Below are 12274 nucleotides of genomic sequence, written 5' to 3'. Positions count from 1 at the left end.
ACCGGCACCTTTATTGTCTAGTTTCAGACTTTAAAGGCGCCGGTTTTCTGTATTTATTATTCAATATGTCTTGTTTGCGTTAAGAAAGCTAAAGTATCTTTACTTTCTTGTCTGCGTTCTTTTCTGCGTTTCACACGTGCAGGTGCTGTACTGTGGAACCATTCTTGAATTTCATTTTCAGGATAAACATCCGGTACTTGTTTCGGTTTGCCATCCTCATCTAATGCGACAAATGTTAAGAAACTGAGTGCTGCCATATATTTCTTGTCATTCATCACATCTTCTAAAATGATTTGCACACATACTTCCATAGAGCTTGATCCTGCATAAGAAACCATCGCTTCATATGAGATAACATCTCCGTTTCGAATCGGAAGTAAAAAGTCGACTGAATCGGTAGAAGCTGTCACTACTGGAGAACTACTGTGCTTCATTGCACAAATTGCTGCAATTTCATCAATGTTTGCCATCAGCAAGCCGCCGAACATCGTATGATGATGATTGGTATCTTGCGGATAAACTTGGCGATCCTTTACACTTTTTGACGCTGACATTGGTCTACTTTCTCTTTGTTCCACAATTGATCTCCTTTGTCTTTATATATTTTTGTTGTTGCTTAATAAGCCCAGTTACCATCTTTAAAGACGATTTCTTCTTCACCGTCTTGTGTAATACCGTATATAGTTAAATCTGCACTGCCGATCATGAAGTCAACATGAATAAATGCATCGTTCAAACCCTCTTCTGCCAATTGTTCGCGTGTCATAGTTGTACCGTCGATAATCGTAAACGGATAACCTGCACCGAGTGCAATGTGGCATGAAGCATTTTCATCTAACAATGTATTGTAGAAGACACGATTGCGGTTTGAAATCGGCGAATCATCCGGTACAAGTGCAACTTCGCCTAAATATTTAGAACCTTCGTCTGTTTCAAGCAAGCTGCGTAATACGTCTTCCCCTTTTTCCGCTTTGAAATCAACAACTTTGCCTTCTTTGAATGTAAGTGTAAAGCCGTCAATCAAAGTACCGTTATGACTAAGCGGAAGTTTATTAGTTACATGACCGTCGACACGGTTGCGGTCTGGTGCTGTAAAGACTTCTTCTGTCGGGATGTTTGCGATAAATTCTTGGCCTTTATTTGTAAAGCTTGTCGCATCTTGCCATAAATGATTGTTCGGCAAGCCGATTGTTAAGTCTGTACCCTCAGAAATATAATGCAATGCTGAATAATGTTTGTCTTGCAGATATTTCGCATGTTTACTTAGGTTGTCGACATGTTTATTCCAATTTTCAACCGGATCATTGCCGTCTACACGTACGATATCTAATAATTCATCAATGAATTTTTCATACGCTTCATTTTCGCTTAATTCCGGATAAACACGTTGTGCCCATGCTTTATTCGGATAAACGACAACACACCAAGGAAAATCATTATTTTGACTCGCTTCCATGTAACCTTTGAAACCTTTAGAATACGTTTTGCTGAAAGCTGCTTTTTTATCACTGTCTGCATTGCTTAATAAATCCGGATCACTGCTGATTAAGGCTAAGTTTGCAGCCCCTCTTTCAACATAATCTATACGTTCAGCAACGTCGTAATCTTTTAATGCATTTTGTTCAAAGTATTCAACAGGTTCATATTCGAATTTAAGACGTGATAGTGTATCATCTGCATATTTCACACGTACATCAGATGCGCCGCGCTGATAAGCAGCCTCTACAATATCATGTGTTAAATCCAATGCATCCACTGATGAACGGATAAACACTGGTTGCCCTTCTTGAACATTCATTCCAACATCCACTATCAATTGTGCATATTGTTTTAATTTTTCTTGTAGTTGCGACATAACAAAGTTCCTCCTTATTCTGACTGTTGTTTAATCTTATGATTGTCGTAATTCGCCTAGTTCAGATGCGATGGCTGTAACTTCGCTCGGTGAAAAATTATCTTTTGAAGTTACAAAGCTGTGAATCTCTTCAATTTTGTCTTCATCTGCATCTTCAAATTTATCAGGATCAATCAGGTTAACGTTAACCACATTCAACTTTTCTCTGATTTCAACAATCTTGTCTTTATTATTTGATGCCATTTTTACTCACCTCTTTATACGTTTATATTATCAAACTGTACAATTCATGAAAACTTTTATCAAGTTATGTTATTTAAGACTTTAGAAGTTGAACAAAAACCGATAAGATAATGATATGTAGGTTATTTCATCTGAGTTCGGGTAAATATTATCTATGGAACGTTAGGTTCATCTTGTATCTGTTTTAATGATACGCTTTATTTATCCAACTGAGAAACAAAATGGAGGTAGAATATGACTACAGTAGCATTTGTTTGTTTAGGAAACATTTGCCGTTCTCCAATGGCTGAAGCGATTATGAAACAACGCCTTAAAGATCGCGGCATCGATGGTATCGAAGTCGAATCACGCGGAACAGGCAGTTGGAACTTAGGACAATCGCCGCATGAAGGTACACAACGTATCTTAACTGAACACAATATTCCTTTTGACGGGATGATCAGCGAGTTGTTTGAACCCACTGATGACTTTGATTACATTATCGCAATGGATCAAAGCAACGTGGAGAATATCCAACACATCAATCCAAATTTAAAAGGCAAATTGTTCAAGTTGCTTGAGTTCAGCGACATGGAAGAACAAGATGTACCTGATCCTTACTATACAAATAACTTTGAGGGTGTCTTCGATATGATACAATCATCATGTGATAATTTAATTGATTACATTCTTAAAGACTCAAATCTAAAAGAGGGGTAGATGAATTATGAATAACAAATTAGTACCAGGTATCTTAATAGGCGCACTAGTCGGCGGAGCTATCACACTTGCTGACAAAAATACGCGTACTTCATTACAAAACAGCTTTAAAAACTTGAAAGAAGGCAATTCTTCAAACAGAGAACCTTCAAAATTCAACTTAATTAAAGAAGAAATCATGTACTGGAAAGACGCGATTGAAGAAATCCGCCGTAATAACCCTGAGTTAGAACGTGCATTAAAAGATGCTAAAAATACGTTGCAACAACGTAAACAAAACGACAAACACTTAAACTAATTGTTTTTGCTGTCAGGAATTGATCACATAGGGGTAAGCTGAGCGGCTTTGTTCGCTTAGCGTTATCCCCCTTTTTTCAATTCAAAATACAATTTAATCAAGTAATAAAGGAGTACACATTATGTCTAAATCAACAGACCACGACAAACATGAAAAAAGTGAGAGTCTTTTTCATAAAGTCAAAGAAAAGTCTGCTGGTATCACTCACGAAGGTGATAATTACTATGTAGCACCACAAGAATTCCAATCGAAATCACCAAAGAAACCTAATCAAACTTTCTTTGTGGCTAGAAACAACAAGCCAGCTAAATATACGAAAGATTCGAACTTTTTATCGTTTTTAATCTATCGTATCGGTAAAGATGATGCTGCAGGATTAGCAGCGCAACTATCTTATTATTTCATGTTGTCGCTGTTCCCGATGCTATTATTCTTATTATCACTTTTACCGCTCTTTCAAATCGACCGCAATAAGATCGTCAATATGATCACTCAAAATGCCCCTGCTTCTACAGCAGATTTATTATCGGGCATCATTGAAGATATTATGAAAAACGCCAGCGGCAGTATTTTATCTGTCGGTTTGATTTTAGCACTATGGTCCGCTTCAAACGGTATGACTGCACTTATGAACGCTTTCAACGTTGCCTATGATGTTGAAGACGGCAGAAACCCTATCGTTTTAAAATTAATCAGTGTCCTATTTACTGTCATTATGGGCGCAGTATTCATTATCGCCTTAATCTTACCGGTATTCGGTCAGCAAATCGGCCACTTATTATTCGGACCGTTAGGCTTAGACAGCCAAGTAAAATGGATATTCAGTATCCTAAGATTCCTATTGCCGTTTATTATTATTTTCGTACTGTTTGCGACATTATACGCACTTGCGCCAAACATCAAAATCAAATTCAAATCTGTACTGCCTGGTGCATTATTTGCATCAGTAGTTTGGATTTTAGGTACAGCAGGATTTGGTTTCTATGTCAGCAACTTTGCGAACTACTCAAAAACATACGGCAGTATCGGTGGTATCATCGTCTTAATGTTATGGCTGTTCATCACAGGCTTTATTATTATCGTCGGTGCTGAAATCAACGCAATTATCAATCAGCGCAGAACATTAAAAAATCAAGATTCTCTTGAGGAAAGAGAGTTCGAACTTTCTGAAGCTCAAAACCCTCACGCTGAAAGAGAATAGTTAATTTCAGAGCAAAATCATTTTGTAATAATTCAAAGTGATTTTGCTCTTTTTTCTTAGATTTTTGATAAAATTAGGTTTTTTATTGTATAATATTGGGTAATGAGTCTTTGGGCAGATATCTGATAGCAAGATATCCTCATACTTATAACACATCTTGATATAACTAAAAGTACAAATTTAATGAAACAGGAAGTGTAGAACGAATGACATTATTAGAAAGCATTTTATCTTATAATAAAGACTTTGTGGAAAACAAAGAATTCGAGAATTATTCAACAAGTAAAAAGCCGAATAAAAAAGCAGTACTGTTTACATGCATGGATACACGTCTGCAAGACTTAGGTACAAAAGCACTCGGCTTTAATAACGGGGACTTAAAAGTCGTTAAAAACGCAGGTGCGATTATTACTCATCCCTACGGTTCGACAATTAAAAGTTTATTAGTCGGTATTTATGCTTTAGGTGCCGAAGAAATCATTATCATGGCACACAAAGACTGCGGTATGGGCAGCTTAGATGTCAGCACAGTTAAAGATGCGATGAAAGAACGCGGTGTAACTGAAGAAACATTTGATATTATTAAACACTCAGGTGTCGACGTAGACGGTTTCTTAGAAGGATTTGACGACGCTAAAGATAACGTACGTCATAACATTGATATGTTATATCATCACCCTCTATTTGATAAAAGTGTTCCGATTCACGGCTTAGTTATTGATCCGCATACGGGTGAATTAGATTTAATTCAAAACGGTTATGAATTAGCAGAACAAAATAAATAATCAGTCCAAGCACATCTATCAAAGTGGCTTGAACTAAAGAAAAGACAAGATTGAAAGTCAGAAGTTTTCAATCTTGTCTTTTCGTTTATTGGATTAAGTCATGTTGGAAAGCATAAATCACAGCTTGTGTTCTGTCTTGCACTTCCAGCTTGCTTAAAATATTACTTACATGTGTCTTAACCGTTTTAATTGTAATATGGGAGGCACTTGCAATTTCTTGGTTAGAATAACCTTTAGCGATAAGTAATAAAATTTCCATTTCTCTATCTGTTAACAATTCATATAATTCTGCACGCTGATTCATACGATTACGCATTTTAACCAATACTTCAGCTTCAAAGACCGCTTCATTGCGCTGTGTTTTTCTGATTGCTTCTGCAATGTCGCTGGCACTTGTTGTTTTTAAAATATAACTGTCCACTCCTGCATCCAGTGCACGGTAGACTTCGTTATCTTCAATATAACTTGTCAGCATCAGCACTTTGATTTGCGGCAGGTCTTTCTTGATTTGCATTGTTGCTTCTACGCCATCCATATCATCCATTAATAAATCCATTAAAATCAAATCAGGCTTTAATTCATGCGCCTTTTCAATTGCTTCTTTCCCGGATTTGCCTTCACCGACGACCTCAATGTCAGGTTGCGTAGATAAATAACTTGAAATGCCGATTCTGACCATTTCATGGTCATCGACAAATAATACTTTAATCGCCATCATTTTCCTCCTTATTCAATGGAGCTTTCACTTCTATTCTTGTCCCTGCACCAGGCAATGAAACAATATGCAGTGTTGCCCCGATTTCTAATGCACGTTCTCGCATATTCTTTAAGCCATAGCTTTTTTCCATCTTTTCATCTACGTCAAAGCCTTTGCCATCATCTTGAATACGCAATAACAGATAATCATCTTTATTAAATAAATCAATTGTCAGCTTAGTACCTTCAGCATGACGCAAGGTATTAGAGATACCTTCTTGTGTAATTCTGAACAAATGATCTTCAATTCCTTTTGGTACTTCAAAGTCTTCGATGTCATAGACAACTTTCATAGGCACTTTCTTCTGCAAGTCTACAACAAGATCTTTGATACCTTCGCCGAGCGAACGATCTTTTAATCCTAACGGTCTCAAATGTAATAATAAAGCACGCATTTCTAATTGCGAGTCTTGGACCATCTTTTCAAGTGTCGGGATTTGCTGGTCTAAAGGCGGTTCTAGCGGTGATTCCTTAATTGCGGACAACATCATACTCGCCGCAAACAATTGCTGGCTGACAGAGTCGTGCAGCTCTCTGGCGAGGCGTTGTCTTTCATCTTCAATAATTTTCTTTACCTTTACATCATTAAGATTATACGTTTCATTTGTTAAATCTTGCGTTTTAATACGTAAACGATGCAATTCTTGATTCAAGGGTACAAGCATGTGATAAATATCCAGTGTCTCTTGGTATAACTCGATATTTTGATCGTTGATTCCTACGACTTCCCCTTCAATCGAATGCTCGATTTGTTCTTTGATCCAATCATTTTGTTCATTCACTTTATACGCAAGTACAGAGCCTACTATAATACTCATTAATATCACTAAGATATTTAAGAATAAGAATACCGGAATGCCGAAGATTTGCGTATAAAACATACCTTGAAAGTAAATAATATTAACAAATACTTTATCGATAAAAAAGAATATCGCTAAAATACTGTAAATCAGTATCAGCATCGAGCCGATAGCTCTGATATAGTGGTTCATCTATAAACCACCTCAACATCTCCGATAAAAGTAGAAGTATAAATATTAATATTATAGTTTTCTTCTTTAGTTTCTTCTTTCAACTGGATATGATTGTTTTCAATTTTCACTGTTTCTTGATTCACCGTTGCATTCCCGTAAAAGGCAGCTGCATGCAGATTGATATTATAATTCATCGGTACAATGATTTGAATTTTCCCAATGAAATGTCGAATCACAATCGTATTATTTTCTTTAATATTTGCGGCTTTTGTTAAATCAATATGCACATCGCCGATACCATGCTGAATCTGCAAGTCTTCCCACTTATACACATAAACAGGTGTTCTTTGGTTGCCGAACCACTTCTGTTTGATAAATTGCGGAGACGTCACATCTTCATCCGTTGCGATAATCTTCATCGGCTTAAACTTGAATACGATATAGCGAATAATGATGAATACTAAGAAAATAAACAAGATAATAATCGTATATTTATTTGAAAGCAGCGTAAATGCGACCATCAATACCCCTATCCAAAAGGCTAACAGCCCTCTGATTTTATGGAAGTACAGATAGCCGACATAGATTAATATCGTTCCTAATAACAGAACGAGCAGGAAGCCTATTTTTTCAAAAAAGATATAATAAAAATTGGCTATAATCATTAATGCGGTAAAGATAATCAACATTTCTGTTGAAATATATTTATTTGTCATGTTTCGCCACCTTTTCTATGCAACTAAACTCATTTGTGCAATCATATCACATTCTCTTTCTAATGTAATTCGTGTTTTGTTTTGACGTGATAAGTCCGCTTCAATTTTTGCACAGTCAGATTCCGCTTCATTCAAATCTTCCATGAACGCTGATAATTCAGCATTATCAATATTTTCCATGCGTTGGATGTTTGAAATCTGATACTGATCCATTAAATCGATATATTTATTTTCAACTTCCATTGTCAATTTTTCAATATATTCAACAATATTTTTTCTTTTACGATTTAAGTATGCGATATATTGCTGTGTTGAGTGCAATTTTCGATTCAAATGCTCTTGGCAATTGACAATACTGTTTCTGATGGTGCTGTGATAGAAATTTTCTAAGTAAAGACTCAATATATTCATGGAATCACCTCATTTATTATTGATTCCATTATAAAATAATTCCAGCAGCCTCTTAATAGGCTCTGGAACCATTTTACTTTCATACTTTAGTCCTAAACATGCATCAAATGCATCTCTATCTGCAGACTATGCTTCAGTTTTGTCGATTTTTGTAGTAAGCAATGGGCCGTCTTTCGTCACAATCACTGTGTGTTCGATTTGTGCCACATAACTTTTATCGCTTGTTTCAAATGCCCAATCATTTTTACCTTCTGTCACAAATGTTGCGTTTGAAGAAATGAATGGTTCAACGGCTAAGACTAAACCTTCTTTAAGCAATGTTTTGTCTTTAGGATCGAAGTAGTTCAAGACATAGTTTGGCGCTTCATGTAATGAACTGCCGACACCATGGCCTGTTAAGTTGCGGATGACTTTCAAATCATTTTTGCGTGCAGTCGCATGAACTGCTTTACCGATTTGGCTTAACTTGCTGCCTGGTTTTACTTTTTTCATCGCATTATCAAATGCTTCTTCTGCCACTTCGCATACTTTTTGTTTCATCGGATCGCTTGGTTCCCCAACTACAAATGAAATACCAGTGTCCGCATATAAGCCGTTTTTCAATGCAGAGACATCGATATTCACTAAGTCCCCTTCACGGATTTTGCGTTTGCCTGGAATACCATGTGCTACTTCTTCATTAACACTGATACATGTTTGGCCTGGGAAGTTTTCATCATGGATAGGTGCTGATAATGCACCATGTTTTTCAAATAAATCTTTTGCGATGTCATCTAATTCTTTTGTAGTGACACCGGGTTTTGTTGCGGCTTGCATTGTATCTCTGACTAATGCACAGATGTAGCCTATTTCTTTTAATCCTTGTAGTTCTTCTTCTGTTTTTACAATCATGTGAGATCCCTTTCCTTATAAATAAAATATTAGTTAAGCGTACACGCGCTTTATAAAGTTCACTATGATACGAATTTATCATAATTGATACTCATTCTTCCTTATTATATCAAAAAATGTTTGTTATACTAAATTTGTACAACACAGGTACAAGAATGTCTACCTGTTGAATGGATGTATGTTTCAACTGAGTTGTGAACATCAAGCGAGGGAATAACAAATGACAAAGGACAAATGGTATCACAAAATTATCGGAGCTCGGACAATTAAAACAGGGCTTGCCACTTTTTTAACCGCCTTCTTCTGTATGGCTTTAAACTTAAATCCAATCTACGCCACACTCACAGCAATCGTTACGATTGAACCTACTGCTAAAGCTTCACTAAAAAAAGGCTATAAACGACTGCCTGCTACCGTTATCGGTGCATTGCTGGCTGTTTTGTTTACATATATCTTCAGTGATCAATCAGCACTTGCTTATGCGATGAGTGCAACGTGTACAATCTTTATTTGTGCGAAATTGAAATTGCATGACGGTATTACAGTCGCAACTTTGACTGCGATGGCAATGATTCCAGGTATCGGCGACCATTACTTCTTTAATTTCTTTTCACGTCTATTAACAGCGGTAATCGGTTTGGTCACTGCAGGTCTGGTAAACTTAGTTATCTTGCCGCCGCGTTATTACGACCAAGTCGCACAATCTGCACAAAAAGTCGAAACGGATATGTATCACTTATACAGTTTGCGTCTTAAAGAATTAGTGAACGGTAAATTCAATTCTACTAAAACCAACCAAAAATTAGAAAAACTGCTTTCAGCGATTTTACGTGTAGATACATTGATTCGTTATCAAAAAGATGAGCTTGAATACCATAAAGATCAAGAGGATTGGGTGAAATTAAAAGGCTTATCCAACCGTGCGCATACTGACCGTCTCTTCATTACGCATTTATCTAATATTGTATATCTGCCTAAGAAAACAGAGTTTACCTTTACAGAACAAGAAACACAAGCCATATTAAAAATAGCAGAAAGTATTGATGAGATTATTGAAACCGGCGGCTTTGAACGTGAAGATAATTGTGCTGAAACATTAAAACAAAGTATTATTCGTTTAGATGAATTTGAGAAGCAGCAAGTCAAAAGCCATATTATATACGAAATATTAATGACATATCGTATTCTAGATGAACGTTATGCGTAAAGAAAGGTCACCTTCCAAACTTTGAAAGGTGACCTTTTCTTTGATTAATGTTGTTTTTCAAAGCGATCGACAATGGCTTGTTTCGCCGCTTCTTCTTCAGTATTATCCAATTGACGCGGTTCAAATGGAATACCTTTTCTTTCGCATGCTTTTTCTAATAAATAATCTGTCAGTTCATGATTTTTCGGTAAAATCGGTCCATGCAGATATGTTCCTAACAAGTTTTTATAATGAATACCTTCTCGTTTATCCTCTTCATTATTACCATAACCATGTTTGACTTTGCCGAATGTATCAAAGTTATGATACGTTCTGCCGCCATGATTTTCAAAACCGACAATTGTACCGAATGTTTCGCTTTCAATAACAATATCGCCTGTCAAACGTTCTTTTTTAGACTGTGTATAGAAATCTAAAATACCTAAGCCTTCTAATTCCGTACCGTCTGGAGTGATATATTTAGTACCTAAGAATTGATAGCCGCCGCAAATAGTCAATCCAGGCATACCGCCTTCAATCGCATCTTTCAACTGTCCTTTGATCTTGCTTAATTCTTTCGTAGCCAGCGCTTGTTCACGGTCGCTGCCGCCGCCGATAAAGAAGATATCGCAACCATCTAAGGTTACACCTTCTGTTTCATTGACTTCCACAACATTCAATTTAATATTGCGCCATTTTGCACGCTGCTTGAGTGCGATGATATTGCCGATATCGCTATATAAATTCAGTTTATCTGTCATAAAATGATATAACGTTAATTCATTCATCTTTGTCCCCTCATTTCAAACGAACGATTTAATTGTTCCAGCATAGGCGCTAGAGACGTATAGTTCGGAATTGCGACAGTCTTGCTTGTGTAATCCATTGTTTTCGCTGTAGCTTTGTAAATGTTGCGCTCAACAGTGACAGGTACATCAACTTCAGCTAATTTCAAACGCAGCTGCAATTCTTCTGCACGATTGCCTGTCACAATAATCGCTTCGATATCTTGATTACTTAATTTTTCGAAGTCCGCATCATAAATCCATGAGATATCACGACCATCAGCCGCATGGTCGTTTAAGCTGATAACATAGACTTTTCTGCCTTCTAATTGTTCGCCCATAGAAAGACTGGCATTCATACCTGCAGGGTTCTTCGCTAAGTTGATCATTGCTTCTTTAGAACCTGATTTAAAATACTGCATACGTCCGTTATCTGAAGTATACGTTTCAAATCCTTTTTTGATAGACGCATCATTTAAACCAAGTTCACGCAGCACACTGTATGCCGCAATCGCATTATACGCATTAAAGTCACCTGCAATTTTCATATCGAAAGTTGTATCGCCGATTGTCAAATGGATAAACGGAGACACTGTAAATTTGTCGACTTCATATTTCGGCTGTTCGCGTTTAAAGCCGCATTTACAATGATAATGTCCGATTTGATTGTAATGTATATAATCATATACTAATAAACGGCCGCAGTTCGGACAGTATTTGCTTTCATTCATTGTACTTTGTTCGAATTCATGCGCATGTGCTTTCATACCGTAATAGATATTTGATGCACTTGCAATTTTCAAACGGCTGACAAACGGATCATCCGCATTCAACAGTAATTTAATACCTTTGTTGCTGATGGCTTTCGCAATGTTGTCTACCATAATATCAATTTCTCCGAAACGATCCATTTGGTCGCGGAAGAAGTTGGTAAACACCATCATTGTCGGTGTCATTTCTTTTAATACTCTAGGAATAGAGCCTTCATCTATTTCAATGACTGCGATTTTGGTATTAGGATTGCTTTGAACAATAAATGCTGAAGTAATCCCGGCAGCCATATTCGCACCTTCATTATTATGAATAATATCTATATTGTTAGCTTTTAATGTATGTCCGATTAAATTCGATGTTGTTGTTTTACCATTCGTACCGCTGATAAACACAACGTCATCTACTTTTTCTGCTAAATTTCGTAATATATCTTTATCAATTCTTCTTGCAACTTGACCCGGCAAATCTGTTCCGCGTTTGCCGACTGCTCTGCTGGCTTTACGCGCTAACTTTGCTAAGTTAATCGCCGTCCATTGTCTCATTCGCTTCACTCCTCTAAGTTTTAACCTGAATAATTATAACATGACAAAGTCTTTAAATAAAAATAATCTACGTCAAACATCAAAATCAATTGCTTGACTCCTATTACGCTTTCCAGTAAGATTTTACTACTTAATTATCTTATAAATGAAAGGTCGAT

At 36.7% G+C, this 12274-nt stretch carries 15 protein-coding genes; 5 read left to right on the top strand and 10 right to left on the bottom strand.

The genetic code is table 11. The annotated features are described in order from the left end of the window. Positions 1-56: 56 nt before the first annotated feature. The 3 genes from C7N65_RS09655 to C7N65_RS09645 all read right to left on the bottom strand — a co-directional run bounded on the left by C7N65_RS09655 (position 57) and on the right by C7N65_RS09645 (position 2098). A complete protein-coding gene (locus C7N65_RS09655) occupies positions 57-554 on the bottom strand; it encodes an acyl-CoA thioesterase (protein WP_105994291.1) in 498 nt (165 codons plus the stop codon). Positions 555-616: 62 nt separating this feature from the next. Continuing rightward, positions 617-1855, bottom strand: a complete 1239-nt coding sequence (locus C7N65_RS09650) for an aminopeptidase (RefSeq protein WP_105994274.1) — start codon at positions 1853-1855, stop codon at positions 617-619. 36 nt (positions 1856-1891) lie between these two features. Beyond that, on the bottom strand, positions 1892-2098 hold the full coding sequence (locus C7N65_RS09645; RefSeq protein WP_105994273.1) for a DUF1128 family protein: 207 nt from the start codon (positions 2096-2098) through the stop codon (positions 1892-1894). A gap of 234 nt (positions 2099-2332) precedes the next feature. On the opposite strand from C7N65_RS09645, the gene C7N65_RS09640 reads away from it, so the two are divergent. The 4 genes from C7N65_RS09640 (at position 2333) to C7N65_RS09625 (ending at position 5081) form a co-directional block, all read left to right on the top strand. Then, positions 2333-2797 (top strand): low molecular weight protein-tyrosine-phosphatase, encoded by a 465-nt coding sequence (locus C7N65_RS09640; RefSeq protein WP_105994272.1) that lies wholly within the window; start codon positions 2333-2335, stop codon positions 2795-2797. A gap of 7 nt (positions 2798-2804) precedes the next feature. Beyond that, positions 2805-3095, top strand: coding sequence for a hypothetical protein (locus tag C7N65_RS09635; RefSeq protein ID WP_105994271.1), 291 nt, complete (start codon positions 2805-2807; stop codon positions 3093-3095). A 121-nt stretch (positions 3096-3216) separates the two neighbouring features. Beyond that, positions 3217-4296, top strand: a complete 1080-nt coding sequence (locus tag C7N65_RS09630; RefSeq protein WP_105994270.1) for a YihY/virulence factor BrkB family protein — start codon at positions 3217-3219, stop codon at positions 4294-4296. A 206-nt stretch (positions 4297-4502) separates the two neighbouring features. After that, positions 4503-5081, top strand: coding sequence for a beta-class carbonic anhydrase (locus tag C7N65_RS09625; protein ID WP_105994269.1), 579 nt, complete (start codon positions 4503-4505; stop codon positions 5079-5081). Positions 5082-5166: 85 nt separating this feature from the next. On the opposite strand, the gene C7N65_RS09620 is transcribed toward C7N65_RS09625, so the two are convergent. From C7N65_RS09620 to map, 5 genes are all read right to left on the bottom strand, one after another. After that, positions 5167-5796: a response regulator transcription factor gene (locus tag C7N65_RS09620; RefSeq protein ID WP_105994268.1), complete on the bottom strand. Its 630-nt coding sequence runs from the start codon at positions 5794-5796 to the stop codon at positions 5167-5169. Next, positions 5786-6829: a sensor histidine kinase gene (locus C7N65_RS09615; protein WP_105994267.1), complete on the bottom strand. Its 1044-nt coding sequence runs from the start codon at positions 6827-6829 to the stop codon at positions 5786-5788. Before C7N65_RS09615 ends, C7N65_RS09620 begins: the two co-directional genes overlap by 11 nt. Next, positions 6826-7527: a cell wall-active antibiotics response protein LiaF gene (gene liaF, locus C7N65_RS09610; protein ID WP_105994266.1), complete on the bottom strand. Its 702-nt coding sequence runs from the start codon at positions 7525-7527 to the stop codon at positions 6826-6828. The genes C7N65_RS09615 and liaF overlap by 4 nt, the downstream gene beginning before the upstream one ends. A gap of 15 nt (positions 7528-7542) precedes the next feature. Beyond that, positions 7543-7938, bottom strand: coding sequence for a hypothetical protein (locus C7N65_RS09605; protein WP_105994265.1), 396 nt, complete (start codon positions 7936-7938; stop codon positions 7543-7545). A gap of 126 nt (positions 7939-8064) precedes the next feature. Further along, complete coding sequence (gene map / locus C7N65_RS09600) at positions 8065-8829, bottom strand: type I methionyl aminopeptidase (RefSeq protein ID WP_105994264.1); 765 nt, start codon at positions 8827-8829, stop codon at positions 8065-8067. A gap of 220 nt (positions 8830-9049) precedes the next feature. On the opposite strand from map, the gene C7N65_RS09595 reads away from it, so the two are divergent. Continuing rightward, on the top strand, positions 9050-10036 hold the full coding sequence (locus C7N65_RS09595; protein WP_105994263.1) for an FUSC family protein: 987 nt from the start codon (positions 9050-9052) through the stop codon (positions 10034-10036). A 44-nt stretch (positions 10037-10080) separates the two neighbouring features. On the opposite strand, the gene C7N65_RS09590 is transcribed toward C7N65_RS09595, so the two are convergent. Together C7N65_RS09590 and C7N65_RS09585 are read right to left on the bottom strand one after the other, a co-directional pair. Continuing rightward, complete coding sequence (locus C7N65_RS09590; RefSeq protein ID WP_105994262.1) at positions 10081-10803, bottom strand: type 1 glutamine amidotransferase; 723 nt, start codon at positions 10801-10803, stop codon at positions 10081-10083. Beyond that, positions 10800-12116: a MurT ligase domain-containing protein gene (locus tag C7N65_RS09585; protein ID WP_105994261.1), complete on the bottom strand. Its 1317-nt coding sequence runs from the start codon at positions 12114-12116 to the stop codon at positions 10800-10802. The genes C7N65_RS09590 and C7N65_RS09585 overlap by 4 nt, the downstream gene beginning before the upstream one ends. Positions 12117-12274 lie beyond the last annotated feature (158 nt).

The organism is Staphylococcus simulans, from assembly GCF_002994445.1.
Classification (GTDB): Bacteria; Bacillota; Bacilli; order Staphylococcales; family Staphylococcaceae; genus Staphylococcus; species Staphylococcus simulans_B.
The sequence above is the reverse complement of the archived record's forward strand: the minus strand, read 5'-3'. Positions and strand labels throughout refer to the sequence as shown.

Coding starts and splice junctions, on each gene's coding strand:
- C7N65_RS09590 (WP_105994262.1), bottom strand. CDS start 10,803: ATGAATGAATTAACGTTATATCATTTTATGACAGATAAACTGAATTTA.
- C7N65_RS09630 (WP_105994270.1), top strand. CDS start 3,217: ATGTCTAAATCAACAGACCACGACAAACATGAAAAAAGTGAGAGTCTT.
- C7N65_RS09640 (WP_105994272.1), top strand. CDS start 2,333: ATGACTACAGTAGCATTTGTTTGTTTAGGAAACATTTGCCGTTCTCCA.
- liaF (WP_105994266.1), bottom strand. CDS start 7,527: ATGACAAATAAATATATTTCAACAGAAATGTTGATTATCTTTACCGCA.
- map (WP_105994264.1), bottom strand. CDS start 8,829: ATGATTGTAAAAACAGAAGAAGAACTACAAGGATTAAAAGAAATAGGC.
- C7N65_RS09620 (WP_105994268.1), bottom strand. CDS start 5,796: ATGGCGATTAAAGTATTATTTGTCGATGACCATGAAATGGTCAGAATC.
- C7N65_RS09605 (WP_105994265.1), bottom strand. CDS start 7,938: ATGAATATATTGAGTCTTTACTTAGAAAATTTCTATCACAGCACCATC.
- C7N65_RS09625 (WP_105994269.1), top strand. CDS start 4,503: ATGACATTATTAGAAAGCATTTTATCTTATAATAAAGACTTTGTGGAA.
- C7N65_RS09585 (WP_105994261.1), bottom strand. CDS start 12,116: ATGAGACAATGGACGGCGATTAACTTAGCAAAGTTAGCGCGTAAAGCC.
- C7N65_RS09595 (WP_105994263.1), top strand. CDS start 9,050: ATGACAAAGGACAAATGGTATCACAAAATTATCGGAGCTCGGACAATT.
- C7N65_RS09650 (WP_105994274.1), bottom strand. CDS start 1,855: ATGTCGCAACTACAAGAAAAATTAAAACAATATGCACAATTGATAGTG.
- C7N65_RS09655 (WP_105994291.1), bottom strand. CDS start 554: ATGTCAGCGTCAAAAAGTGTAAAGGATCGCCAAGTTTATCCGCAAGAT.
- C7N65_RS09645 (WP_105994273.1), bottom strand. CDS start 2,098: ATGGCATCAAATAATAAAGACAAGATTGTTGAAATCAGAGAAAAGTTG.
- C7N65_RS09615 (WP_105994267.1), bottom strand. CDS start 6,829: ATGAACCACTATATCAGAGCTATCGGCTCGATGCTGATACTGATTTAC.
- C7N65_RS09635 (WP_105994271.1), top strand. CDS start 2,805: ATGAATAACAAATTAGTACCAGGTATCTTAATAGGCGCACTAGTCGGC.